This is a genomic window from Dyadobacter chenwenxiniae (genome assembly GCF_022869785.1).
Classification (GTDB): Bacteria; Bacteroidota; Bacteroidia; order Cytophagales; family Spirosomataceae; genus Dyadobacter; species Dyadobacter chenwenxiniae.
Window position 1 is genome coordinate 5,610,378 of the sequence record NZ_CP094997.1, and the last position, 26,647, is coordinate 5,637,024.

The 26,647-nt window shown below is 45.4% G+C and carries 24 protein-coding genes; 14 read left to right on the forward strand and 10 right to left on the reverse strand.

Translation table 11 applies throughout. From position 1 onward, the window contains the following. Positions 1-149: 149 nt before the first annotated feature. Complete coding sequence (locus MUK70_RS24005) at positions 150-365, forward strand: hypothetical protein (protein ID WP_234658476.1); 216 nt, start codon at positions 150-152, stop codon at positions 363-365. On the opposite strand, the gene rnr is transcribed toward MUK70_RS24005, so the two are convergent. The 4 genes from rnr to lipB form a co-directional block, all read right to left on the reverse strand. Further along, positions 366-2,747: a ribonuclease R gene (rnr, locus tag MUK70_RS24010; RefSeq protein ID WP_234658475.1), complete on the reverse strand. Its 2,382-nt coding sequence runs from the start codon at positions 2,745-2,747 to the stop codon at positions 366-368. A 63-nt stretch (positions 2,748-2,810) separates the two neighbouring features. Beyond that, positions 2,811-3,545, reverse strand: a complete 735-nt coding sequence (locus MUK70_RS24015; protein WP_234658474.1) for a 3'-5' exonuclease — start codon at positions 3,543-3,545, stop codon at positions 2,811-2,813. A 27-nt stretch (positions 3,546-3,572) separates the two neighbouring features. Next, the gene (locus tag MUK70_RS24020; protein ID WP_244784519.1) at positions 3,573-3,986 is read right to left on the reverse strand and encodes a hypothetical protein; all 414 of its coding nucleotides are present in this window, start codon (positions 3,984-3,986) and stop codon (positions 3,573-3,575) included. 11 nt (positions 3,987-3,997) lie between these two features. Next, positions 3,998-4,711 carry a lipoyl(octanoyl) transferase LipB gene (lipB, locus tag MUK70_RS24025; RefSeq protein ID WP_244784521.1) on the reverse strand — a complete coding sequence of 238 codons (714 nt, stop codon included), beginning with the start codon at positions 4,709-4,711 and terminating at the stop codon, positions 3,998-4,000. A gap of 89 nt (positions 4,712-4,800) precedes the next feature. On the opposite strand from lipB, the gene MUK70_RS24030 reads away from it, so the two are divergent. The 6 genes from MUK70_RS24030 to MUK70_RS24055 all read left to right on the forward strand — a co-directional run bounded on the left by MUK70_RS24030 (position 4,801) and on the right by MUK70_RS24055 (position 9,738). Next, on the forward strand, positions 4,801-5,160 hold the full coding sequence (locus MUK70_RS24030; RefSeq protein WP_234658471.1) for a YraN family protein: 360 nt from the start codon (positions 4,801-4,803) through the stop codon (positions 5,158-5,160). A gap of 70 nt (positions 5,161-5,230) precedes the next feature. After that, a complete protein-coding gene (locus tag MUK70_RS24035; protein WP_234658469.1) occupies positions 5,231-5,509 on the forward strand; it encodes a type II toxin-antitoxin system RelE/ParE family toxin in 279 nt (92 codons plus the stop codon). Positions 5,510-5,518: 9 nt separating this feature from the next. Further along, positions 5,519-5,851, forward strand: a complete 333-nt coding sequence (locus MUK70_RS24040) for a HigA family addiction module antitoxin (protein ID WP_234658468.1) — start codon at positions 5,519-5,521, stop codon at positions 5,849-5,851. A 121-nt stretch (positions 5,852-5,972) separates the two neighbouring features. Next, positions 5,973-6,425: an IolE/MocC family protein gene (locus MUK70_RS24045; RefSeq protein WP_244784523.1), complete on the forward strand. Its 453-nt coding sequence runs from the start codon at positions 5,973-5,975 to the stop codon at positions 6,423-6,425. Then, positions 6,362-6,826: a sugar phosphate isomerase/epimerase family protein gene (locus MUK70_RS24050; protein WP_234658463.1), complete on the forward strand. Its 465-nt coding sequence runs from the start codon at positions 6,362-6,364 to the stop codon at positions 6,824-6,826. The genes MUK70_RS24045 and MUK70_RS24050 overlap by 64 nt, the downstream gene beginning before the upstream one ends. Positions 6,827-6,912: 86 nt before the next feature. Beyond that, positions 6,913-9,738, forward strand: coding sequence for a PVC-type heme-binding CxxCH protein (locus tag MUK70_RS24055; protein WP_234658461.1), 2,826 nt, complete (start codon positions 6,913-6,915; stop codon positions 9,736-9,738). A 2-nt stretch (positions 9,739-9,740) separates the two neighbouring features. Here the strand turns inward: MUK70_RS24055 and MUK70_RS24060 are convergent, their stop codons facing one another. Then, on the reverse strand, positions 9,741-10,610 hold the full coding sequence (locus MUK70_RS24060; RefSeq protein WP_234605988.1) for an AraC family transcriptional regulator: 870 nt from the start codon (positions 10,608-10,610) through the stop codon (positions 9,741-9,743). 135 nt (positions 10,611-10,745) lie between these two features. Between MUK70_RS24060 and MUK70_RS24065 the strand changes: the two genes are divergently transcribed. The 4 genes from MUK70_RS24065 to MUK70_RS24080 all read left to right on the forward strand — a co-directional run bounded on the left by MUK70_RS24065 (position 10,746) and on the right by MUK70_RS24080 (position 14,015). After that, complete coding sequence (locus tag MUK70_RS24065; RefSeq protein WP_234658459.1) at positions 10,746-11,564, forward strand: phytanoyl-CoA dioxygenase family protein; 819 nt, start codon at positions 10,746-10,748, stop codon at positions 11,562-11,564. Between the two features lie 102 nt (positions 11,565-11,666). Then, a complete protein-coding gene (rhaM, locus tag MUK70_RS24070; RefSeq protein WP_234658457.1) occupies positions 11,667-11,999 on the forward strand; it encodes an L-rhamnose mutarotase in 333 nt (110 codons plus the stop codon). A gap of 13 nt (positions 12,000-12,012) precedes the next feature. Further along, a complete protein-coding gene (locus MUK70_RS24075; protein WP_234658455.1) occupies positions 12,013-13,512 on the forward strand; it encodes a c-type cytochrome domain-containing protein in 1,500 nt (499 codons plus the stop codon). Positions 13,513-13,568: 56 nt separating this feature from the next. Then, positions 13,569-14,015: a barstar family protein gene (locus tag MUK70_RS24080; protein WP_234605981.1), complete on the forward strand. Its 447-nt coding sequence runs from the start codon at positions 13,569-13,571 to the stop codon at positions 14,013-14,015. Positions 14,016-14,021: 6 nt separating this feature from the next. Here MUK70_RS24080 and pnuC read toward each other — a convergent pair whose 3' ends face one another. Next, positions 14,022-14,639, reverse strand: a complete 618-nt coding sequence (gene pnuC / locus MUK70_RS24085) for a nicotinamide riboside transporter PnuC (protein WP_234658453.1) — start codon at positions 14,637-14,639, stop codon at positions 14,022-14,024. Between the two features lie 498 nt (positions 14,640-15,137). Here pnuC and mfd point away from each other — a divergent pair, with 498 nt between their 5' ends. Both mfd and MUK70_RS24095 read left to right on the forward strand, forming a co-directional pair. Next, positions 15,138-18,491, forward strand: coding sequence for a transcription-repair coupling factor (gene mfd, locus MUK70_RS24090; protein WP_234658451.1), 3,354 nt, complete (start codon positions 15,138-15,140; stop codon positions 18,489-18,491). Between the two features lie 146 nt (positions 18,492-18,637). After that, complete coding sequence (locus MUK70_RS24095) at positions 18,638-19,909, forward strand: SUMF1/EgtB/PvdO family nonheme iron enzyme (RefSeq protein WP_234658449.1); 1,272 nt, start codon at positions 18,638-18,640, stop codon at positions 19,907-19,909. A gap of 52 nt (positions 19,910-19,961) precedes the next feature. On the opposite strand, the gene MUK70_RS24100 is transcribed toward MUK70_RS24095, so the two are convergent. Then, positions 19,962-20,654 (reverse strand): ComF family protein, encoded by a 693-nt coding sequence (locus MUK70_RS24100; protein WP_234658448.1) that lies wholly within the window; start codon positions 20,652-20,654, stop codon positions 19,962-19,964. A 47-nt stretch (positions 20,655-20,701) separates the two neighbouring features. Here MUK70_RS24100 and MUK70_RS24105 point away from each other — a divergent pair, with 47 nt between their 5' ends. Then, entirely contained in the window at positions 20,702-22,063 is a 1,362-nt protein-coding gene (locus MUK70_RS24105) for a dihydroorotase (protein ID WP_234605970.1), read from the forward strand. Here the strand turns inward: MUK70_RS24105 and MUK70_RS24110 are convergent. The 3 genes from MUK70_RS24110 to MUK70_RS24120 all read right to left on the reverse strand — a co-directional run bounded on the left by MUK70_RS24110 (position 22,046) and on the right by MUK70_RS24120 (position 26,508). Further along, entirely contained in the window at positions 22,046-22,471 is a 426-nt protein-coding gene (locus tag MUK70_RS24110) for a (deoxy)nucleoside triphosphate pyrophosphohydrolase (protein WP_234605968.1), read from the reverse strand. The two genes, MUK70_RS24105 and MUK70_RS24110, sit on opposite strands and share 18 nt — an antisense overlap. An 83-nt stretch (positions 22,472-22,554) precedes the next feature. Next, entirely contained in the window at positions 22,555-23,580 is a 1,026-nt protein-coding gene (gene ruvB, locus MUK70_RS24115) for a Holliday junction branch migration DNA helicase RuvB (protein ID WP_234658447.1), read from the reverse strand. A gap of 57 nt (positions 23,581-23,637) precedes the next feature. Further along, entirely contained in the window at positions 23,638-26,508 is a 2,871-nt protein-coding gene (locus MUK70_RS24120; RefSeq protein ID WP_234658446.1) for a T9SS type B sorting domain-containing protein, read from the reverse strand. Positions 26,509-26,647: the final 139 nt, after the last annotated feature.

Here is a 26,647-nt window from a genome sequence, read left to right on the forward strand (position 1 = left end):
CTGGAAGAAGAGATAATTTATCTTAAATATATTCTCGATTTTTACAGTGGATCAGCAAGCGAACTAACAAGTTTGAAAGGACCTAGACTGGAAGCACATATTAATGGTATTTTGGATCGATTACTTGAACTTCAATCAATTCTGGACACATGAACGAACAGATAATCCCTAAGTCTTTGCGTAACGCATTCAACAAATTCTCAACATTGCAAAGCGAGGAAGAAAAAAAAGAATTCTGGAAGACGATGGCCCGGAACAAAGACCAGTTTGCTCCGGGTACATTAGATATGGAAATTGAAAAAGGCCTGATAGCTTTATCTGACCGAGTGGATGAACTTTTGAAAAAAGTAAGACAACCCGTCTGACTATCGCCGCTTACGACGCTCTTTCGGCTTCGCCGACGAAGATGATCGGGAAGATGACGTCGAGGACCGACCACTTTTTCCCGACGATCGCGACTCACGCGACTCCCTCGGGCGCCTATCCTTATCACCAGAACCATTATTATTTCGAACCGGCGAAGGAATCGTCCCAGCCAGATACAGATCCATGCTTCGGCGCGCCAGGTTTGTTTCTTTCACTTTGACCTTAACCTTCTCACCAAAAGTGTAAATCTTCTTCGTGCGCTGGCCAATTAACCTGTAATTTTCTTTGTCAAGCTCGTAATAGTCATCACCCAGATCCGTCATGCGGATCAATCCTTCCGATGCAGCTTCTGTAATCTCAACAAAAATGCCGAATTCCGTGACACCTGTTACAATGCCATCAAACTCGCGGTCTTTGTCCATCATACTCATATACTCGACCTGCTTGTATTTGATCGAAGCCCTTTCCGCCTCTGCTGCAAGTCGTTCTCTTTCAGACGAATGCTTTGATGCATCTTCGTAACTGTCCCTGGGAACCGAAGCGCCGCCATTCAGATAATGTTGCAAAAGACGGTGTGCCATGACGTCCGGATAGCGGCGGATTGGCGACGTAAAATGCGAATAGCGCTGAAATGCCAGGCCAAAATGCCCCAAGTCTTCGATGCTGTAACGCGCTTTCGCCATTGTTCTCACGGCAAGGGACTCTATCAGATTTTGCTCCGGCTTTCCTTCCACTTTGGAAAGCATACTATTCATGGATTTGGCAATTTTATTCTCCTCTTCCACTTCCAGCTTGTAGCCTAATTTTGCAACAAACGTCGCGAAAGTCTGCAAACGGTCCGTATCCGGCGCTTCATGAACGCGGTAAACCATTGTATTTTTATCCTCGCCTTTCGACAGCGAATACACATATTCTGCAACCCGCTTGTTGGCAAGCAACATGAATTCCTCAATCAATTTATTGGAATCGTGGCGCTCTTTTGTATAAATGCCAAGCGGCTTCCCTTTTTCGTCCAGCTTGAAGCGAACTTCCGTAGTCTCAAAGTTGATCGCGCCATTTTTAAAACGTTCTTTACGCAGGATTTTGGCCAAAGTGTTCAATGTGTTCAACTCGCGGACATGATCTCCTTCACCTGAATCCAAAACACCCTGCGCTTCTTCATAAGAAAACCGCCTGTCCGAATGAATGATCGTTCTGCCAAACCATTGTTTCAGCACTTTTCCTTTCGGACTCATTTCAAAGATCGCTGAAAACGAAAGTTTGTCCTCATTGGGCCTGAGTGAGCAAAGGTTGTTCGAGAGCTTTTCAGGCAGCATAGGAACTGTCCTGTCAACCAGATAAACCGATGTAGCACGACGATACGCCTCTTTTTCCAACTCCGTTCCCGGCAAAACATAATGTGAAACGTCGGCAATGTGAATGCCGACTTCAACATTTCCTTCATCCAGATAACGCACAGAAAGGGCGTCATCAAAATCCTTCGCATCAACAGGGTCAATCGTAAACGTCAACACCTCGCGAATGTCTTTGCGGTTTTTGATTTCCTTTTCAGAGATCTTATCCGGAATCCGTTGTGCTTCCGCCTCCACGATTTCAGGAAAATGATAAGGTAGACCGAATTCTGCTAAAATGGCGTGCATTTCAACATCATTATCCCCCGCTTTTCCTAAAACCTGCACAATTTCACCCTCAGCCTGGCTTCTTCTAGTCGGCCATTGCGTAACTTTCACAATCACCTTATCACCGTCCTGCGCCTCCTTAACCTCCTCTGGTTCAATGTAAATCGGGTCGAAAAGCTTTTTGTTATCCGGCTGTACGACTGCATAACGGGAAGTGATTTCAATGATCCCGACAATTTCCACACTTGAACGCTCCACAATTTCAGCAACCCGTCCTTCTACCCGGCTTTTTCCTGAGTCATTACGCCCAGACCTGGCATTGCGGCTGTTTTTTGTCAACGGCTGAACGGCAACAATGTCACCATCCCAAGCGCCATTCAACATTTCAGATTCTACATAAATATCGTCCTCACGGCCTTCAATAATTACAAATGCAAACGATTTGTTTACGCGATCCACGCGCCCTGTAAGTCCTTTTTTAACCTCCTTATTTGGACCCGCAGAATAGCCGCCGTTCTGATGCATAAGCCTTCCGTCTTCTTCCAGCTCGTGAATAATTTCATTAATAAGCTGCTTAACCTTCTTGTCCTGAACACCGAAATGATCATGGACATCAAAAGGACGGAAAGTGTGTTCGCTGTTTAAATCAAAAAAAGCAGCAATGTCAGCTTTCAGATTGTCAATGTAGGAAACGATGTGATGAGGCGTTTTGACCTCTTTCTTATCATTGCCTTTGTTAATTTTTATTTTTTTGTCTTTCATTTATTCTTTTATAAAAGCCTCCACAAGTGTGAAAGCGGGTTGCCGCCGGTCGCCAGCCATCGGCTATTCAATTCTTAATATGTTTTCGGGCTGGACGACTTTGAAACAATGTAATCTCAGATAAAGCTGTGCCAGAACGACAACATCTTCTCTGCAATATCGGCAAATTTTGGCCAGATCATTTTCTTCGTAATATACCTTGGTCACCTGATCGCCGCTCATTTCATTTTTACTGCCCGAAATGTCAAAAACGGCTGCCAGCAGATCAAGCGAAGTATAGTTCTTGTAATCACCAAATTTCCAAAGGTCCATTGTATCCTGATGCAAGATTTCCCAGGGCTTTTTCCCCGAAATCTGTAATGCTTTTGGGATTTCAATGCAATGGATCAGCATTCGGCGGCATAGGAACGGAAAATCAAATTCTTTTCCGTTATGGGCGCATAAAATGAGCTGGTCTGCCGGATATTTTTCTATTAATGCCTTGAACTGCAATAGGATATCAGCCTCATTATCTCCCGAAAAGCTGCTGACTTTGAACGAAATCTCTTCCTTTTCATTCCAATAAAATGCGCCGAATGCAATGCAGACGATCTTTCCGAATTCTGAATAAATCGCGCCGCGGTCGTAGAAATAAGCGGCATTGGAGGTTTCGTCGTCTCCTTTTCTGAATGTCAGCGCTTTTTTGTCCCAAAGCTTTTGCATCCGTTCGGGAAGTTCATCATAGGATGCAAATGAGGAAACGGTTTCAATGTCCAGTAACAAGAAGTTCTTGGCACGCCTTCTAAATTCTTCTGTCATAATGTGTGTCTTGTATAAAAAATGCTGCTACTCGTGCACCACGCCTTCCAGGCCCAAAGGGCTGATCGGGATGAGGTTATCTTCGATAATGCTGTCGGGCACGAAGATAAACTTTTTATCGTATATCTGGTTTCCAATGAAATAGCTGACCCAAAATTCATTGTTAAGATGAAAAACATCCGGCATAATGGGCTCCACGACCACATGCTCACCTGCTTTTATTTCCGGAAAAAAATGTCTTAATGTCGAAGTTCGCTGATCCGAATTGGTCCCCGATTCGGTGTTGCCGTAACCTTTGGAGGTCACAAAAATATTGGTAATACGATCCTGATTCCTGTTAATCACGACCACATTCCATTCGTCCGCACCCAACTCATTGATACTTCTTACAATTGCAACCTGTATGCCCTGAACCGGGTGAAATATGATGTCTTTTTTCATTAATTCTCAACTTACAGCTCCATATGGAACAGTCCTGCTAAATGATTTTTTAATTTATCGGAAACTTCCTGCATATCCAAGTCCCTCCCCAATTCCGCCGCTATAGAAGTCACCGCCTTATCCTCAATGCCGCACGGCACAATATTTCCAAAGTAAGAAAGGTCCGTATTCACATTCAAAGCAAAGCCATGCATCGTAACCCACCGGCTCGATTTTACTCCTAATGCGCAGATTTTCCTTGGATTTTTTTGCTCTTCATAATCAAACCAAACACCCGTTAAACCATTAATCCGGCCCGCATTTAGTCCATAATCGGCCAATGTAAGGATAATCGCCTCTTCCAAAGTCCGCATATAACGGTGGATATCGGTAAAAAAGTTATCCAAATCAAAAATCGGATAACCTACAATCTGACCGGGGCCATGGTAAGTGATGTCGCCGCCGCGTTTAATCTTGTAATATTTGGCCTGTTTTGCAACCAGATCATCCTCCCCGAGAAGCAAATGATCCGCCTTGCCACTTTTTCCAAGCGTATAAACATGTGGATGCTGGCAAAAAAGCAGATAATTGGGTGTCGAAAGTTGCTCGTCCGCTGCAAGATTCCGATTTGCAGTCTTAATCGAAATCGTCTCTGCAAAGATTTTCTCCTGATAATCCCAAGCCTCCTGATAATCAATCAGCCCCAGATCCTGAAAGTGGACGTTTTTATTGATGAGGGTATTCATTTAAAATTTTGTGACCAGTTTACTTTTTGACGTCTCAATGTAAGTGAGTCATTTATCATTTAACACACTTTCACATATAAATTGTTCTTATGGCAGCACACAATGACCTCGGAAACTGGGGTGAAAACCAGGCAGCAGGGTTCCTTGCAAAAAAAGGCTTTGAAATAATCGAAAAAAACTACCGCAAAAACCACTCAGAAATTGACCTGATCGTCAGGAAAGACAAAATGTTAATTTTCGTCGAAGTCAAAACGCGCAGTGGAACTGGTTTCGGAATGCCCGAAGAATTTGTGAATGTCACCAAAGCCAGGCTCATCATGCGCGCAGCGGAACATTACATTTTCGACAAAGACTGGCATTTCGACATCCGGTTTGATATTGTTTCCATCTTGATCTCTCCCAATGGAAAGTCGGAGATCTGTCATATAGAAGATGCTTTTTGTAAGTGAATAGTAGATTACGGACTTCCTTACAAAAATAATTCATGACACCTGACACGTTTCACTACACACTTGTGTTATGATTAAAAGTTATAGGCACAAGGGTTTGGAATTGTACGCTAAAAGGGGAGATCGATCTAAGCTCCATCAAAGTCATGTGCCCAAGATACGGTTGATATTGACACGTCTCGATGCGGCTAGTTTTCCTGAACAAATGAATCAGCTTGGTTATGCCTTTCATGCGCTCAAGGGAAATTTAAACGGGTTTTATTCCGTGAAAGTGTCTGGAAATTGGCGGATTGTGTTCCGTTTTGAGGGAAATGATGCAATAGACGTAGATTATTTAGACTATCATTAACAGAAAACCATGGCAATATTTGATCCAGCCCATCCGGGCGAGTTAATTCGTGAAACATTAGACGGTTTGCGCGAGGAAGGATATCAGTTTACTATCGAACAAGTTGCGCTAAGCCTTGGAACTACCAGAAAAACTTTGTCCGCTATTATTAACGGAAAATCAAATCTTAGTCCCGAAATGGCCGTTCGCCTGGCTGCGGGATTTCCTAATACAACTGCGGAATTTTGGATGAAGGTTCAGCAAAACTTCGACTTGGCGAAGGCTAAAAATAAAGTTGATATAAGTGCTATAAAACCGCTTTGGACTGCATCCGAAACAACATATCAACATATGAAGTCCTAGGACATTTACTTTATTATTCGATTGCTGCGGGAGCTGCTAAGTAGAATTCCACAAACCCCACATTTACAAAGTTATGGTTTAACAATCCCCTTACCATAACACAATGAACCATAATGCTTTGATGAATCGCAGGGCAATGATCAGGAAAAGTGCTTGGCTGGTTGCAGCGGCGGCTTCTCCGGATGCTTGGCCGTTGCCAGTGCCGCAATTTCAGCTGGGCGCTTGCGATTGGTCGGTGGGCAAGAGCCTCAATCCCGAAGCATTTGATAGAGCCAAACAAATTGGTTTACAGGGCATTCAGGTCAGCTATAACACTTCAAAAATTCCCGACGGCCTTTCGGTTGCTGATACTTTGCAATCTATTAAAGCTGCGGCAGAACGGACCGGTGTGAAAGTTTCGAGCCTGGCGATTGGTGAGCTCAACCGCGTGCCCTACAAATCTGCTGAAATCGCCGAGCATTGGGTTTGGAATAGCGTGGATGCTGCGGCAGGATTGGGCGTGAAGGTTGTTTGCTTGCTTTTTTCTCCGACGGAGACCTTCGAAATGATGAAAAGGGTAAGAAAGCGGTTGTAACAAAGCTTAAAAAAGTAGCGCCTTATGCTGAGAAGAAAGGAGTCACATTAGGCATAGAATCTTATTTAACAGCTCAGGAACATTTGGATATCATTCAGGCCGTTGGCAGTGAGTCGGTGAAGGTTTATTACGATTTCAGGAATGCTGCTGATGCCGGTAACGATGTGTTTAAGGAGATCACCATGCTGGGAAAAGAAATGATTTGCGAGCTGCACATGAAAGAAAACGGCCAAAAGCTTGGGCAGGGTACAATGGATTGGCCGAAAATCGCCAAAGTGGTGAAAGACATTGGCTACGCTGGTTGGATGCAAATTGAAGGCGCAACGCCGCCCGGAGCCGATATAATTGAATGTTATACATACAACAGGCAATATCTCGAAGGGTTATTTTTATTCAAATAATAATGGCGGCTTTGATTCAAACTTTACCGAAAACTCGATTATTAACAGGATGTTTGTGCCTGATGCTGGCGTTCACAGCCATGCATATGCGAAGCAATAAGCCACATTGGCCTCAAAAAAGCTCATTGGGAGTGTTTTCTCCCGACGATTCTTCCTGCCTTTATCTGCCCGATGACCTCGAAGCAACATTATGGGCAGAAGCGCCGATGCTCTATAATCCAACCAATATGGACATTGATGCAAAGGGCCGGGTATGGGTTACAGAGGCCGTGAATTATCGCGATTTCAATACAAAACCTGCCGAGCGGCTCAGCCATAAGCAAAAGGGCGACCGGATTATGATTTTGGAAGACAAAGACGGCGACGGAAAAGCGGAATCTTCAAAATTTTTTACAGAAGACACATTATTGACAGCACCATTGGGAATCGCTGTTCTTGGCAATAAAATCATCGTTTCGTGCGCTCCAAACCTGATTGTTTACACCGATTCAAATGGCGATGACAAGCCGGATAAGCGCGAAGTCGTGCTGACAGGTTTTGGCGGTTTTGACCACGATCATTCGCTGCATTCATTGGTTACAGGTCCTGATGGAAGATATTATTTCAACACAGGCAATGCTGGGCCGCATAATGTAACTGACAAAAGTGGCTGGACGCTTCGCAGTGGCAGCCTTTACACGGGCGGAACGCCGTATAACAAAACCAATGAGGGAAATCAAAAGTCGGACGACGGCCGCATTTGGGTCGGCGGGCTGGCATTGCGTATGAACCCGGATGGCACGGGACTAAAAGTGATGAGTCATAATTTCAGAAACAGTTACGAAGTCTGCCTTGATAGTTATGGCAACATGTGGCAGAATGATAATGATGATCAGGTGATTACATGCCGCGTTTCGTTTTTGCAGGAAAACGGTAATGCGGGTTATTTTTCGGCAGACGGCACACGTTACTGGCAAGCCGACCGCAGGCCGGGACAAGACATATTTGCAACGCATTGGCACCAGGAAGATCCGGGCGTAATGCCAGCGGGCGACAATTCCGGTGCAGGATCGCCGACGGGCATTGCTTATTATGAAGGCGACGCATTGGGCAAAAATTATCGCGGAACATTACTGAGCTGTGAAGCCGGCCGCAATGTAATATTTGCTTATCAGCCGAAGGTGAATGGCGCTGGTTTTGATTTGAAACGCCGCGATCTGATCAGCTCGTTTCCGCAGGCTTCGGAGCGATATGAATGGTATGAAACCGATAACGACATCCGGAAATGGTTTCGCCCGTCGGACATTGCGGTTGGGCCGGATGGCGCTTTATACATTGCGGATTGGTATGATCCTGTCGTGGGTGGTCATAGTATGAAGGATAAAAAAGGCTATGGACGCATTTATCGCATTGCACCAAAAGGAAAGAAGTTAACTGTTCCAAATTTGGATTTTTCAACAATAAAAGGTCTGATAGAAGCTTTGAAGAATCCGGCAGTAAATGTGCGGGCTTTGGGTTTTGAAGGTTTAAAAAACAAAGGCGATGCAGCATTAACTGACGTCAAAAAGTTACTCAATGCTGAAAATCCATTTTACCAGGCGAGAGCGATTTGGCTGATGGCGCAACTGGATAACAATGGTAAAAGTGAAGTGATTAACCTTTTAAAATCCTCCAATGCGTCGCATCGACTTACCGCTTTCCGGGCACTGAAAGCCATTGGTGCTGAAAAACCTTATCTGACGCAAATGGCTAAGGATCAGGATGCTGCTACTCGGCGCGAAGTAGGCATTGCGCTTCGGGATGTGCCGTTTGCAGAGGCGAAAGAAAGCATAGGGAGTCTCATTGCAATGTATGATGGCAAAGATCCCTGGATGCTGGAAGCGATCGGGACGGCGGCGGATGGAAAGGAGCAGCAAGTTTACAAAATGGTGCGTGAAGCTTATCCGGGCGAACCGATCAACTTCTCCCCCCAGCGTGCCAATCTAGCCTGGCGCTTGCACCCGGCTGAGGTTATTGAGGAAATGAAAACGCGCGCTGAATCTTCGCAAGTGCCAGCCTCAGAACGACGTAAGGCGCTCACAGCCATTGGTTTTATCAGAAACAAAAAGGCAGCTGTGGCCATGATAGCGTTATCGAAATCTCTACTTCCCGATGTAGCTTCGCAAGCTGCTTGGTGGGTTAATTTCCGCAAAACCAATGACTGGGCAGATCTCATGAACTGGGAAGAGGCCGCTGCACAGGAAATGACGCCAGCTTACAAGAAAATGCTGGAAAGCAAAAAAATTGTTTCGGATAAAAACCAAACTTTCCCAGTGAGAATTGAAGCCGCCAAAGAGATGGCCGCTGATGAGCATGGCGGCAATATGCTCGTGGATATGCGTGTGCAGGGACAGTTACCGGACAGCATTGCGAAATCGGTCAGTGAGATTATTTTCAAAAACCCGGATCAGAATGTCCGCATTGTAGCCAGCCAGTTTTTTCCCAAAAACGGGAAGGTCTTGAAGACAGATTTTATTTCCAGAATGAGCCCGAATGTCTCGCATGGTGAAAAGTTATTTGCAAACAACTGTGAAGCCTGTCACAAACACGGAACAAAAGGCGCGGAGATCGGGCCGGATTTAACATTAATCCATAAAAAATTTGATAAAACAGGGCTTTTGGACGCAATCGTGAATCCTTCGGCCAGTATGGTTTTTGGTTACGAAAGCTACACCATTGTCACAAAGAGCGGAGAAACATTCTTCGGTTTTCTGATGAGCGATGGCGCTAATGTGGTGTTAAAAGATGCCGCCGGACAGCAACATTCCGTCAAAGCGGATCAAATCAAAAGCCGGGAAAAAATGGCGTCTTCGCTCATGCCTGAACCAACAGCATTGGGTCTCAATGAGCAGGATCTGGCCGATTTGACGGGTTATTTAATGCAGTTTAAATAATCCTAAAGTCCCCTCTGGAAATTTTTTCTATAATTAAGCGGGCTCATTTTCATGCGTCTTTTGAAAAGTTTATAAAAATGAGAAACGTCTCCGAAGCCGCTATCGAAGGAAATTTCTGTCACAGGCCGGTCTGTGGAAAGCAGTTGCTGAACGGCGAAATTAATGCGGTAGTCGATCACGGTGTCCAGAAATGTTTTGTTGGTAACCCTTTTGAAATATTTACAAAAAGCGTTGGGTGACATATTCACAACCGCCGCCACTTCATTCAACACGATGTCGTTCCTGAAATTATCCACGATGTAGCCCAGCGCGGCATTAATGCGGTCTTTATTGCTGTTTATCTGCGTGGCAACGACGCCATCCTGATCCAATAACACAAATTCTTTGGATGCAGCCAGATCTTCGAGAATATCCAGCAGCAGCCACATTTTCCTAAATGCGTTTTCTTCCAGTGCCAGAATACGCATCTTTCCGCCAATTTCTTTTGCGGTTTGTCCCACAAAATGAATGCCGTGCGCACTGATTTTGAGTAGGTTACGAATGCCCGATAACTCCGGACGCTCGAAAAAGTCGCTGCCGAGGAAGTTTTTATCAAACTGCGCCACAATGGATTTGGCGTGAAAGCCGGGCGTTGCGACACTTTCAGATTTCCAGGAATGGGGCAGATCTGAGCCTAATAAGACAAGATCACCCGAATCGAAATCCGCCATTTGCTTGCCTACATAGCGTTTTCCTTTGCCTTTTAAGATCAACGTCAGCTCAAATTCGGGATGAAAATGATATGGCACATTAAATTTTTCCAGATTGAATGAATTAACCAGGAATGAAGCATCAGATCCTGCGTTAATCGTCTCAAACAAGGCTCTTATCATTGACTATTTTATTCGGAATGGTTTTGGAAATGTAAAATTAGATAATATTAACCACAAAATATCCATTATCAGCCTAGCCATCAAGCCAGAAAGGATCGAAATTTGAATTGATTATTTCTAAACTCTTAAAAATTTATGACATCCTTAACTGCTCCCGACCTGGCTGATTTTAAGGCTATCTCTGAAACGCAAATTGATAGTTTCAGGGAAAATGGTCATGTGCTGATTCCGGGCGTGTTGAATGAAGCGGAAGTTTCTCATTATCGCGGGGTCATTAATAGCGCTGCTACAAAGTTCAACACGGAAAAGCGGAAACTGGAAGACAGGGATACGTACGGAAGGGCTTTTTTACAGATTACAAATCTGTGGGAAGTGGATGAAAACGTGAAAACCTATGCGCTTGCCAAACGCTTCGGGAAAATTGCCGCAGACCTGTTGGGAGTAGAGAATGTCAGAATTTACCATGACCAGGCTCTGTATAAGGAGCCTGGTGGTGGGTTTACACCGTGGCATCAGGACCAATATTACTGGCCTGTGGACACGGCCAATACCATTACAATGTGGATGCCGTTAATTGATATCGATGTGAATATGGGCATGCTCACGTTTGCATCGGGTTCGCACCGGGCGGGTTTTGTGGAAAATGTGCCAATCTCCGATGAATCGGAGGCCATGCTAGAGAAATTTATTCAAGACAAAGGTTTCCAGATAACACGCGCCCAAACCATGAAAGCAGGTGACGCAACCTGGCATTACGGCTGGACATTGCATTCGGCGCCTGGAAATAAATCGGCTGAAACAATGCGGGAGGTAATGACAGTTATCTTTACCGCAGACGGTGCCACAGTTACCGAGCCCCAAAATAAGCACCAGGAAGCCGACCGGCAACGCTGGATGTGCGGTTTGCCAGCCGGCAGCCCACTAAATTCTCCATTGAATCCATTGATCCTCTGACAAAGATCCCTCACAAACGGGTAGGGATTAGCATTTGAATGCTTAAACGTTGTAGGCGACCGACAGCCATTTCCAGACGTACAAAGCACAACGAGGCACCTTATGGAGCAGGATACAATTTCAGCATTCCGGATGCAATTGAAACCGGGCAATGAAAGAGAATATAAAAAACGCCACGATGAAATTTGGCCTGAATTGGCTGAGTTGCTGAAAAATGCGGGCGTCAAGGAATATTATATTTTTCTGGACGAGGTTACCTTGGCGCTCTTTGCATTCCAGAAGAAAGGGCCCAATGATCAGACCGCGGGTTTGGCATCTCTGTCGATTATGAAAAAGTGGTGGGACTATATGGCTGACCTGATGGAAGTTAATGAAGATAATTCACCGAAAACGGTTGCTTGCCCGGAAGTTTTCCGGTTACAAATACAGTCCTAATCCTTGACCCTTCATGTTGCAAATCCTTTTACAGGCATCGTCCTGGGCTCTTTTTATTGGAAGGTTTCACCCGGTGCTCGTGCATTTGCCCATCGGGTTTTTGCTGATTGCAGCATTGCTGGAAATCGGACGTCGCACGGGGAAGGTTGCGGTTAGTGAAGGGACTGTCTCTTTTATCCTTTTTTGGTCTGCTATAAGTGCTACCATTGCTTGCATTGCGGGATATTTGCTGTCGTTAGGCGGCGGTTATGATGCCGGTTTGCTGAACGATCATATGTGGCAGGGCATAGGCGTTGCGGTTTTTGCCTGGATTGCCTGGCTTGTAAAGTCGGACCGTTTTCGGGAAGTAATTCCTTTTAGCTCCATAATTTATCTTCCTGCATTTGGCATAGCAACATTATTATTGCTGACAGCTGGACATGATGGCGGCTCGCTTACACATGGGGAAGAATATTTGACCCAATATACACCCGAACCATTCCGCAGCCTCGCTGGAATGTCGCCAGCCAAAGAAGCAGTCACAGAAATAAAACCATTGGCCGATGTGAACCAGGCATTGGTTTACAAGGATGTGGTGCAGCCGATTCTGGAAATGCGCTGCGTGCAATGTCATAATGAAAGCAAGCAAAAAGGTGATTTGCGGATGGATCAGCTTGCATTATTGATCAAAGGCGGTGAAGGCGGGCCTGCATTTGTAGCCGGAAAAAGCGCCGAAAGCGATATGATCAAACGTTGCCTTCTTCCCGAAAATGACGACGAACACATGCCGCCGAAAGGTAAACCCCAATTAACAACGGATCAGATCACATTAATTTCCTGGTGGATCGATCAGGGAGCGCCTGCGGATAAAAAAGTGGCGGAACTTACTGTTTCTGAACAGGTAAAGCCCGCTTTGGCAGCATTAGGAACAGGCGGAACGGGCAATGCAGCGGCGAAAAGCACAGTTTCCGCAATTCAGCATGTAAAGGTGCCGGCGGCTAATGAGAAAGATCTGGACGCGTTAAGAAAAGCCGGATTGATTGTAAATGCCTTGGCGCAGGATCAGAACCTGCTGGAAGTGAGCGCAGTGAATGCCCCTGATTTTGCCGATAAGAATATGGCGTTACTCACGCCGGTGGCGCAGCAAATTGCCTGGCTGAAATTAGGTGACACCAAAATAACGGACACGGCTTTGAAAGAAATGCCGAAGTTTAAGAATCTGAATAAGCTCCATTTAGAGCATACAATCGTTACCGACGCGGGCATTGCGAATCTGAAAAGTTTGCCCTTGCTGGAATATATTAATCTGGTGGATACGAAAGTCGGCGATGCGGGGCTTAGGGAAGCGGCCACATTCAAAGGACTTCGTTCTGTTTACGTTTGGCAGTCTGCCGTGACGGATTCTGCTGTGAGTGAGGTGAGTAGAAAAAATCCGCAACTGATGGTCGTAAATGGTTTTAATGAAGCCGCCGTTGCGGAATTTCTGAAAGCAGGCGATTCAACCGCATTAAAAGCGAAATCAAAGGCACCGTAATTGCGATGTTGCAATTTTATTTTTTCTAACTTGCAGCATTGTAATCTGCAAAAAGTATGAAGAACACACACTTCCTGATTGCCAGGGAGCAATCGGATGTCCGGACCCTGTTCCTGGGCGCATTCATCGCGCAAGTCGATGGAAGCAAAGCAACTTCTCTCAAAGATTTTTACCAAGAAATTTCAACAGCCATGCATTTCCCCGAATATGATGGGAAAAATTTGGACGCGCTGGACGAAATGCTGAACGATCTGGAATGGATCAAAGAGCAAAAAGTCATCATATACATTGAAAATTCGGCTGATTGGCTTGCAAAAGAGAAATCGGAAGAGAAATTGCTATCCGTTATCGACATTCTGGACGCAACAGCTGAGGACTGGAAATGGATGGACGAGGAAGAAGAAGGCACGCCCAAAAAAGAATTACAGATCATTTTCCACGATTCGGAGCGCATCCGGACATTGCTTGAAGAACAGGAAATTCCTTATTGGGTTTTGAGCTGAAAAAGCTTAGACAGTTGCCGCATCTCGTAGTAAATCCCGTCTCCACTGGAAATAACCGCCAACAGCGAGCGCAAGAAAAACAGCATATAATATTGCAGTCAGATGCAGGTCTTTATAAAAATACATGACCACATAACAGGCATCTGCAATGATCCACAAGATCCAGTTTTCCAGATATTTACGCGCCATCATCCATTGTCCGATCAGGCTCGCGACAGTCAATGCAGAGTCTGCGTAAGTAAGGCTGGCATCTGTAAATTTTCCTAACAAAAATCCCCAGGAAGCGGTTATTATCAGGAATATCACCCCAAATACGGGATACATGCGGGCCGGCGTTCGCGTTACGCTGATTCCGTCATGATTTCTTCCGCCAAATTTCCACATCCACCAGCCGTAAATGCTCGTCAGGAAATAATAGCCTTGCAAACCCGTGTCAGCATAAAGCCGGACCTGCCAGAAAACGATAGCATAAAGCACAGCATTGATAATCCCGAAAAACCATCCCCAGACATTCTGCTGCGTATTCAGGTAAACGCAGATCGCCCCGGTAATAAAGCCCAGTATTTCAAGCCAGGTGGTGGCAATGCCCGCCAAAGAAATGGTTTGATTGAGCCAATCGGTCATGAAAGCGTTTAGGGTTATTAAGTTCAAAGAGTAAATATACATTCAACACGGCAAATTCGGCCCTAGCGGCGCCTCCTGGTTCTAGCAAAACGATCAATATTGTATCCCAGGCCCCAGCAGGGCCCCCTGTTTCTAGCAAGTAAGTTTGATTCTGGCGTCTAGGCTCCGGCAGGAGCCTCCTTGGCGGCGAAAGGAAGCTCCTGCCGAAGTTGGGATTTGCCGGGGAATACATTGCTAGAAACAGGTTATCCCTCCGTGATTGCTCGCGCACATTCTGCTAACCTTTCGACTCTATTTTTAAAAATAATCTCGTTAACAATTTTGTAATTTGCCGTGTTCTGCGTTTCAGGCTATTTTTGTATTGAAAAAATTGGTTTACAAACTGGCAAACATTTTGTACCGATACATTGTTATTTAAAATGCCGGTCAGGGAAAATCCTGAAACGGCTTTTTGCATTTGTATTCACATAGCGAATTACGCTTTATTACTATACATAATTGGAAGTTAAAGACTTACTAACACTGTACAAGGGAGACAGTTACCTTGACGTCCTGAGTACACAAATTGCCTCGAAGGATCCCGAAGCGGCGCATGTTCAGATCAAAGGATTGGTAGGAAGCCTGGACGCGGTTGTTGCGGCCTCTATTCAGGAAAAAAAGAAAGGCCCGGCGGTTTATATATTGAGCGACAGGGAAGAGGCGGCCTATTTTCAAAATGACTTGCAGAATTTGATCGGGAAAACGGAGGTTTTGTTTTACCCAACGTCTTATAAGCGGCCTTATCATTATGAAGAGGTCGATAATGCCAATGTTTTGATGCGTGGTGAAATTCTTAACAAGCTGAGCGCCAGTAAATCTGTCGCTACGCAAATTGTTACTTATCCCGAAGCATTGTTTGAAAAAGTGATCAATAAGCGGTCGCTGAAAGCCAATACATTCTCGGTTAAGGTCGGCGAAAAGCTCGATCCTTCGTTCCTGACGGAATTTTTGACGAGTTATGGATTCGAAATCACTGACTTTGTTTTCGAAGCAGGGCAGTTTTCCGTTCGTGGTGGGATTTTGGACGTGTTTTCATTTGCCAGCGAGCATCCTTTCCGGATTGAGCTTTTTGGTGATGAAGTCGAAAGCATCCGTTCATTTGATCCCGACACACAGCTCTCGCTCGAAACCGCGAAGCAGATCAACATTGTGCCGGACATTCAACAAAAGCTTGCGCACGAAACCCGTGAATCGTTTCTTAATTTCTTCGCAGCCGACACCGTTTTGTGGTTTAAAGACGCTGAGCTGACATTGGAAGTGATTGAAAATTGTTTTGAAAAAGCAGAAAAGGCATTGCAGGAAGTGACCGGCGGGGGCATTCAGATTGTTTCCAATCCGCAGGATCTTTTCGAAACACGCAGGGGATTTTTGAATCAGGTTAAGAAGTTTAAAACCGTTGAATTTGGTAAAAAAGGCTATTTCAAAACTGAAAGTAAGCTTCCCTATTCTTCAAAACCCCAACCTTCATTTAACAAGGATTTTAAAAGATTGCTGGACGATCTGTCTGATAATCAAGCAAAAGGCTATGTCAACATTATTGTAGCCGAGCAGCCCAAGCAACTCGATCGCCTGGAAAGGATCTTTGAAGACCTGGACCCGTTCGTAAAATTCCGTCCGATGCACATTTCGCTGCGGGAAGGATTTGTGGATGATAATTTAAAAGTCGCTTGTTATACGGATCACCAGATCTTCGCCCGTTTTCATAAATATAGGCTCAAAGAAAAATTCAGTAAATCAAAGGCGATAACGCTCAAAGAGCTGAAATCCCTGCATCCCGGCGACTTCGTGACGCACGTGGATTATGGAATTGGCCGTTTCGCCGGCATGGAGCGGAAAGATGTGAATGGTAAGGAGCAGGAAGCGATCCGGCTTATATATCGTGATAATGATTTGCTTTATGTGAGTGTCCATAACCTGCACAAGATCGCGAAATATACAGGTAAGGAAGGCACGCCGCCTGCCATGAGCAAGTTGGGCTCAGGTGAGTGGGAGGCCAAAAAATCGAAGGTTAAGAAGCAGCTTAAAGACATTGCGCACGAGCTCATTGCATTGTATGCCAAGCGCCGCCAAGCGCCCGGGTTCCCGTTCTCACCAGACAATTATATGCAGGCCGAGCTGGAATCGTCATTCTTATATGAAGACACGCCCGATCAGGCGACAGCGACTGCCAATGTGAAGGAGGATATGGAAAAAGCGCATCCGATGGACCGCCTGGTGTGTGGGGATGTGGGTTTTGGTAAAACAGAAATCGCAATCCGTGCAGCATTTAAGGCCGTTTGTGACAGCAAGCAAGTGGCTGTTTTGGTTCCTACGACCATTTTGGCGATGCAGCATTTTAAAACATTTAGTGATCGGCTAGGCGATTTTCCTGCCAAAGTGGGTTATATCAACCGTTTCAAATCACCCAAAGAGATTAAGGAAACCCTCAAACAAGCTGAGGAAGGCAAAATTGACATATTAATAGGAACGCACCGCATTCTCAATAAGGATGTGAAATTCAAAGATCTTGGGTTGCTGATTGTCGATGAAGAGCAAAAATTTGGTGTAAAAGCCAAAGACAGACTGAAAGAAATGCGGGTTAATGTAGACGTTTTGACATTAACGGCGACGCCTATTCCAAGAACATTGCATTTCTCGCTCATGGGCGCACGCGATCTTTCAGTTATCGCTACGCCGCCGCCTAACCGCCAGCCGGTTACAACGGAAGTGCATACATTCAGTGAAGAATTTATCCGTGATGCCATCAGCTTTGAAGTGCAGCGCGGGGGCCAGGTTTTCTTCGTCCATAACCGTGTTAATGACATTGAATCCATTGCCAACATTATTCTGCGGCTCGTCCCCGACGTGCGCATTGGCGTCGCGCACGGGCAAATGGACGGCGATAAGCTGGAAAAAGTGATGGTGAGTTTCATCGAAGGCGAATACGACGTGCTGGTTTCGACCAACATTATCGAATCCGGAATTGACATTGCGAATGCGAACACGATCATTATCAATACGGCGCATATGTTCGGTTTGTCGGATTTGCACCAGATGCGCGGGCGCGTTGGTCGTTCTAATAGGAAGGCTTTCTGTTATTTGCTGACTCCCTCCGTTTCAACATTGGCGAGCGATTCGCGGAAGCGTTTGCAAACTTTGGAGGAGTTTTCAGAATTAGGGGACGGTTTCAAGGTCGCTATGCGCGATTTGGACATTCGTGGTGCTGGAAACTTGCTTGGCGCTGAGCAAAGCGGATTTGTGAATGACCTGGGTTACGAATTGTATCACAAAATGCTGGATGAAGCCGTTTCGGAACTGAAAAATAATGAGTTCAAAGACTTGTTTTCCAATGCATTAGGCTTGCCTTCAAAATTGGTTCCGGACTGCCAGATCGAGACGGATTTTGCGACTTTGATTCCGGATGATTATGTCAAAAATATTTCAGAAAGATTGTCGTTATATACCCGCCTCGACAATATTTCGACGGAAGAAGAGCTGGCTAAATTTGAACAGGAAATTCTAGATAGATTTGGGCCCGTTCCTGCAGAGGTCGGCGATTTGTTGAAAACGGTGCGTTTACGCTGGGAAGCAGAGCTTTTGCACTTTGAAAAATTAACTTTGAAAAGCAATACATTGAAAGGCTACTTCGTTACTTCGCAGAACGACGAATTCTTTCAGTCTCCGAAGTTCGGAATGGTGATTGATTACATTAAACAACACCCGAAGAAAATTGCTCTAAAAGACCAGAAAGGCAAGTTAATGCTCATTTGTGAAGACATTAAAAGCATTGAGCAAGCCAGAAAGGTTCTCAAGGAGATGACTGGGTCAAATTGACCGGGTCACATTACAGGGGTTATTTGATTAATGCAATGTGACCAATAATTGATTTTTAGAAATAATTTCTTTTCATTTCTTACATTTGCGATTTCGCATACTATAAAAATACCAAACACTTAAGTCACTTTAAAGCAATGATTTGCATGCATAAGATGGGTATCCGGTCGATCGCGTTGATTCTGATTGTGTTAATAGCGGCTACTGCCTGTAGTAAAAAGAAACGACCAACCAGTCTTAAACCTGGTAAAACAAGCTCTAAAACGGGTTTGGCTTACAATGGCAAAGACGGATTTGAGGTTAAGCAGTACAAAGCATTGCCAGCAGGCCCCGACCTTGTTTATATAGAAGGTGGCCGGTTTACAATGGGTTCTCTGGAGGAAGAGGTGATGAGCAGACGGGATAATCCAAAACGTACTGTCAGTATCCAATCCTTTTACATGGACCAAACAGAGGTGGCAAACGTCCACTATCTTGAATATTTAAATGCAGTTCAAAGAGATTCATCTGAGGAATTTTACAGTAAAGCATTACCTGATACGAATGTTTGGTTTAATGAATTATCATTCAACGATTCATATGTAACCATGTATTTGCGTCACCCAGGCTTCCGTTTGTATCCGGTTGTGGGCGTTTCATGGGTTCAGGCAAATGATTATTGTGCTTGGAGAACTGCGGCAGTGAGCCAGGCTAATAATACGGCCGGACAAGCAGCAGCAGGCGGCAAGAAGAAAAAAGGATTCTCTTTTGGCAAAAAGAAAAAAGATGCAGCAGCGGCAGACGCAGCAGTTGCGGCAACAGACGCACCGGCACCACAGCTTAGAATTGAAAGTGGTTACGTGATGCCTCCTTACCGTCTGCCAACGGAAGCAGAATTTGAATATGCAGCGATGGCAATGATCGGAACGCAGTATTCTGATGAAAACCAGTCGAACCAAAGAATTTATCCATGGGACGGTTCTACAATGCGTCAGCCACGTGGCCGTAAGCAAGGAACGATGCTCGCAAACTTCAAACGTGGTCCTGGTGATTACGCGGGTATTGCAGGTAAATCCAATGACGGAGCGATCATTACACAGGAAATTCGCTCATATCCTGCCAACGACAATGGTTTGTATGACATGGCTGGAAATGTAAGTGAATGGGTTTATGACGTTTATCGCCCGCTTTCAAACAGTGACGTGAATGACTTGAACTCTTTCCGCCGCGATGGTTATCAGGATGAAGCTAAAAATTACGATAGTAAAAACGGCAACTCTTTGGTTAGTGATAATTTGAGAGTATTTAAAGGTGGTTCTTGGTCTGACGTTGCATACTGGCTTTCACCAGGAACGCGTCGTTACATGGATCAGGATTCAGCGACTGCAATGGTTGGTTTCCGTTGCGCGATGATTGCCACTGGAAGTCACAAAGAATAAGATTAAGATTTAAGAATATTAGGAAGGCGTTGCTCACTGAGCAACGCCTTTTTTAATGCTCGGCCAATGCAATGGTGAGAATGGTAAAGGATTCGCAACCCGCCAGTTTTAAGGTCTGTACGCATTCTTCCAAAGTCGCGCCTGTCGTCAGAACGTCATCCATAATGATTACGCTCTTGTGTTTAATATGCTCGTTTACTGCAAATACGCCTTTCACATTCTCCCGGCGTTCGATTTTGCTTTTACCCGTTTGCGTTGCCGTGTGTTTTATTCTTTCCAAAGTCGTTGCTGACCAGGGGATGCCGGTTGCGTTTGAAAAGCCTTCCGCCAGCAGATCGCTTTGGTTGTAACTTCTTAATTTCTTTTTCTTGGCATGTAGAGGCACACTGATGATCAATCCGGCTTCTGGCAGCATTCCAGCCGCTATCATTTCCTGACCAAACATAAATCCCAACAGCAGCCCGACGTCTTTGTTTCCCTTATACTTCAATGCATGCAAGAGCCGCTGCACTTTTCCTTTTTTTGTAAAAAGCAGAAAGGAATGTGTCAGAGCTACTTCGGGAACATTCACAAACTTATAGCGAATGACATCCTGGTGCAGACCATTAAACTGGATTCTGGGCAGCGAAATCATGCAGGATGTGCAGATTGTGGCTTCATTTCCAACGAGTGAACAGTCACAAGCTTCGCAGCATCTCGGGAAAATCAGATCGCTGAAATCACTTAAAAAATTTTTCAGATTCATTTTTACGGGTTTTGAATAACTTTGCATCACATCAAAATCTACCCCGAATGACCACGCTGATCGTAAATGCGCAAGTAGTAAATGAGAATGAGATCAATGAGTTTGACGTCATAATTGAAAATGGTCACATTCATCGCATTGGAAAAGATTTACAGCATGTCGCAACGGATCGGGTGATTGATGCAAAAGGGCAATATCTTATGCCGGGTGTGATTGATGACCAGGTGCATTTCCGCGAGCCGGGATTGACCTATAAGGCAAACATTTACACAGAATCCAAAGCAGCCGTTGCCGGGGGCGTAACGTCATTCATGGAAATGCCCAATACGGTTCCTAATGCGCTTACGCAGGAGCTTTTGGCAGATAAATACAAGATTGGCGCTGAGACTTCACTCGCCAATTATTCCTTCTTCATGGGCGCTTCCAATGATAATTATGAGGAAGTAATGAAGACCAATCCAGCGGAAGTTTGCGGGATCAAAATCTTTATGGGCTCGTCAACGGGTAATATGCTCGTAGATGCACCGGACGTGTTGGAAAAAATATTTTCAAATGCGCCCTGCATTATCGCCACGCACTGTGAAGATGAACCTACGGTTCGCCAGAGAATGGAGCATTTCAAAGAAAAATACGGAGAAAATGTGCCCTACAACATTCACGCATTGATCAGAAATGAAGAAGCATGTTTGAAATCGTCCACATTTGCAAGCGGACTTGCGCATAAGCATGGCACCAGATTGCACATTCTGCACATTTCAACGGGCGATGAAGTCGTGCTTTTCGAGCCGGGAATCAGGAAAAACGGACAGATTCTGCTGAGCGATGGCCAGCCAAAATTGGTGACCGCCGAAGCCTGCGTCCATCACTTGTGGTTTGACGCGGAGGATTATCACACATTGGGAAATAAAATTAAATGCAACCCGGCGATCAAAGCGCCGCATCATAAGGAAGCCATTTTACAAGCTGTGCTGGACAACCGCATTGATGTTATTGCAACAGACCACGCGCCGCACACCATTGAAGAAAAGGCGCAGGGTTACTGGCAGGCGCCTTCGGGCTTGCCTTTGGTGCAACACACATTAAATGTAATGTTGGAATTAAATAAAGCAGGTAAAATTTCGATCGAAAGAATTGTCGAAAAAATGAGCCACACGGTCGCCGACTTATTTCAAATCAGCAAACGGGGTTATATACGTGAGGGTTATTGGGCAGATTTGATATTAGTTGATACACATGCGCAAACCAACGTCGAGCCAGCTAATATTTATTCAAAATGCGGCTGGTCGCCATTTGAGGGGATGAATTTCCAATCCAGTGTCACGCACACATTTGTATCGGGAAACCTGGTTTATGAAAATGGGAAGTTCAATGAAAAAGTGAAGGGGCAGCGATTACTTTTTAGTCGCTAAATATTGATAATAATTCTCAATTACATTCAGGTCAGCCTCGGTCCAGTCCAAAGTCGGCAACTGGCCAGGCGTAAGCCATAGGATCTGCTCGTGTTCGGATAAGGTAATGTTGAGTGTTTTAAGCTTGCAAATGAAGGGAACGAGGATAATTTCGCGCCAGCCCTGATCTTTTGAAGTTTCGGGCAATCTGTTCAGAATTTCTATTTCAACGTCAAGTTCTTCTTTTATTTCGCGGGCCAGTGCTTCTTCATCTGTCTCGCCTTTTTCGAGCTTACCGCCGGGGAATTCCCATTGCAAAGGGAAAGATAATGCAGCGCTACGTTGTCCAGCCAGTACTTTTCCGTTATGTTCAATCACAGCACAGGGCACTCTCACAACCAATTTTTCGGAAACCAGTACTTCATTCATAGAGGCGGTCAGTAATTTACCGCAAAATTACAACTTCTAATGTTAATACGCGATTAATTCTTAAAACTTCGAGGAGTATAATCCTAAAAAAGTTCTCCTGAGCGATACGTGGGTAGAATCCCTAAGTGCTTGTAAGCCTTTTCGGTAACCTCCCGACCGCGCGAGGTGCGCTTCATATATCCTTCCTTAATCAGGAAGGGCTCGTAAACTTCTTCGATCGTCTCTGCTTCTTCGCCACAAGCCGTCGCTATGGTCGAAAGTCCCACTGGTCCGCCTTTGAATTTCTGAATGATTGTTGACAATATACGATTGTCCATTTCATCGAGTCCGTTCTGATCCACATCCAATGCAAGCAATGCGATTTCAGCGATTTCGACAGTTACTTTTCCATTGCCCTTCACTTGTGCAAAATCACGCGTCCGGCGCAAGAGATTGTTTGCGATACGCGGTGTTCCACGGCTACGGCGGGCGATTTCAAATGCTGCGTCTTCTTCCAGAGGCGTCCCCAAAATCGCTGCCGAGCGTTTTAGAATGGTTGATAATAACTGCGCATCATAATATTCCAGACGTGCATTGATGCCGAATCTCGCCCGCAAAGGCGACGTCAGCATTCCTGCGCGCGTTGTTGCGCCGATTAATGTAAATGGATTTAATCCTATTTGAATACTGCGGGCATTAGGGCCGCTGTCCAGCATAATGTCGATTTTGTAATCCTCCATTGCGGAGTAGAGATATTCTTCAACAATGGGATTCAGCCGGTGGATTTCGTCGATGAACAAAACGTCATGTTCCTGCAAGTTGGTCAGCAAGCCGGCCAGATCGCTCGGCTTGTCCAGAACAGGGCCGGAAGTGATCTTGATTCCTGCTCCTAATTCATTGGCCACAATGTTGGATAATGTTGTTTTTCCTAAACCCGGAGGGCCGTGCAACAAGACGTGGTCCAGCGCATCACCGCGTTGACGGGCAGCCTGAACGAAGATTTTAAGGTTTTCCAGAATCTTTTCCTGACCCGTGAAATCCTCAAAAGTGAGCGGACGCAGGGCCCGCTCGATTTCTTTTTCTGTATTGGAAAGATTTTCTTTATCTCCGGACAAATAATCCTGACGCATAATGATTGGCTAAATAAACTTAATCAAAAATACTCGTTTTAATCTGCAAAAAGAAGCTTACCGGATGATCATAACCGAACCGCGCTTCACTGTCGGGGCACGTTCGGGGTAGTAAAGGGCCTCGTAAGAGATTACGTAGGGATAAGCTCCGGGCTGGACTTTCTGCCCTTTATATGTTCCATTCCAACGGTCCTCAATGTTCGTGGAAGCATAAATTACTTCACCCCAGCGGTTGTAGATCCGGATTGAGAAATTAGTATAATAGGCTCCGAAAATGTCCAGCTGCTCATTGTGACCTTCGCCGTCGGGCGTAAATGCATCCGGAATGAAGAACCGCGGCTCACACCGGTCGACCACTTCGGTCGTTTGCTGCGCCACGCAACCCTCTTTATTAATAGCGATCACCGTGTAAGTTCCTTCCGTGCCAACCGTCACGGTCCGCGTCGTGTCGCCGGAATGCGGCCATTCGTACGATTGGACGCCTTGTCCGTTAGCGTCCAGGATAACGGATTGTCCGTCGGGGATGCATATCGCATATTCAGGCAATAGATTCAAAATCGGTGAAGGCCGCTCGCCCACTTGAATTGTATCTGAATTGTAGCAGTCATTGCGGTCTTTCACGATCACAAAATAAGATCCTGGCTGGCCTACTGTAATGTCTCTTGTGTCTTCGCCAGTGCTCCAATCGAACTCAATCCATCGGTCGCTTTGAACGGTTAAAACGATTGAACTGTCACGGCACAGTGTTGTGTCCGGCCCGATTGAGAATGCGGGTGGACGGCGTAATGTAATTTCAATGGTGTCGGCAGAGAAACATTCGCCTTGTGGGCCATTGAATGCAACAGCAATATAGCGTCCAGTGGCTGTCGCATTGTAAGTTTTCTGACGACCCACGACCCTTCCACGGTGAATCCATGCATAAACCTCAGCCTGAACCCCCATATCCAAAGGAACAAAAGCACCGCAAGTGTCCTTGTCGGCTCCTAGATTGATCGGAGGAGGCGTTTCAAAAATTACAACTTCGTTAATAATAATTGTGTCTTTGCATTTATTGGTTGCGCGCATACGAACCATATATGTTCCCGGTTGCGTATACGTGTAAGTGGCTTTTTGCTCTTTGGATGGCGCTGTAAAGCTACCGTCTCCCAAGAAATCCCATTGATAAGTGTCCTCAATCGGGTCGCAAATCGGGCTGGCTTCAAATGTTGTAGGTTCATTGGTACAAAAACCACTTGCCTCAAAACCAGGGCCGGATGACTCCTGTGTGAAATCCTGAACCATATTAGGCAAACCTAACTCACTTTTCTTACCCCCCAGATTCACACCATCACGCTCATACTCAACTCCCGTAAGCGAATTTCCTTCCGGCTCGCCTATGACGGCCAGATATTCGCTGCCTTCAATGGCCATATAAATCCTTCCATCGGGACCAAATTGCAATGCCCCGAATTTTCGATTAGCAGAACTGTCAATGGTTATGGCCGTTTCCGTCAGCAAACTATCGGGTAATGTGAGATCGTATTGCTTTAAATAGGAACTGGTGCCGTTTTCCCCCGAAAATGAAATGTACATTTTTTCCCCGCTGGGTGAAAATTCAATTCCATAAGCTGTGGGCGGCGCGGCTCCCAGATCCACGGTTTTATCATAGGTTAATGTGCCGGTTGAATCATTGAAACTGAATAATTCAACGTAATTTTTGGGAGGTCCGGGGATGATAACAGCTAGTCTGCGCTGACCGGTGGCACTATCGGGTGACGAAAATTTCATATAACCTTCGGCTTTTCCTAAGCTGTCATGCTTCATTCCCAGTTCAGGAGCACTTGATTCTACTAATCCACCCGTTGTAGCATGGAAAATGCGGAATTTGTTGGTTCCGTAGTCGTGAGAAATAACCCAGTAAGTGCTGTCGCGGTCATTACGTGCCGACACTATACGTTCGGTCGTGGGCTGTTGTAATGTTGTGTTTGTTTCAATGATCGCACCCAGGCCATTATTCCTGCGCATATCCACGACGCTTACGGTTAACAGTTTTTCACCATTGATATCTGAGGTCGTAAACACATTGAACAAATATTCACAGCCCTTGCAAGTGGGCTGCGGCACAATGAGAACGGATTGGGTGGAATTCGGGCTTCCTTTCAGCGGAGCGCAATTCCCCGGCTGAAAACAGGGCATGACGTCCCCATTCTTGTTCCAGACCGTTATACCATCGGAATAGAAGAGGAGCTGACCTTTGGAATTGGCTATGGATGAGGTTCCTTCCGGTGTATTTAATTTACCATCGGTGATGGGCGTGGGCGGATTATTGGAGAAATCAAGACCTGCATTTCCCCCAAAATACCATTTCGCTCCTTCCTGATTGGCCGGTTCCATACAAATTTTCACATTGATCCGGTCCTGGATTTTACAGCCATTGGGCAGAATCACTTCCACAGAATAACAGCCTGAACTATCGACATTCAACGTCTGTGTCGTGTCGCCTTTCGGATACCAGACATATTTTGCCCCGTCCGGAGCGCCATTCGGATAAGGATCGAGAATTAATGTATCTCCGGGGCAAATCGTTGTGTCCGTTTTCCATTGCTGAAAAGCAGGAGGCAATTCACCGATTTGGACAACCTTATTAACGGTTTGTTGAGTCCCGCCTCTCAATGTTCTGACCAGTGTAACTGTGTAAGAGCCAGGCGCCATGTAAGAATGTTGGGCAATGCGTCGTGTGTCCGTTGCGGCACCTTCTCCAAAACTCCATTGCCACGCAATGGCCGTGCTGAGCGTATCCCTGAATGTAGTCGAGTCGGCTTCGCAATCAGGATTCTGCATACATTGACCTTCCACCACAAAATCCTGCGCATTCGCGCACATTGTGGCAAGCAGTATCAGAATGAATGAATAAAAAATTTGTTGATACTTATTATAAAATCGCCCCATGTTTCGTTACTTGTTCAAACACCCCCACGCACCACACTTAATATTCGGATTACCTGACAATACTAACGAAAATAAAATGTTAAAATTTTGTGCGGTAATGTCGTAAAAAGCACTCTAATTTGAATATTAATACGCAATT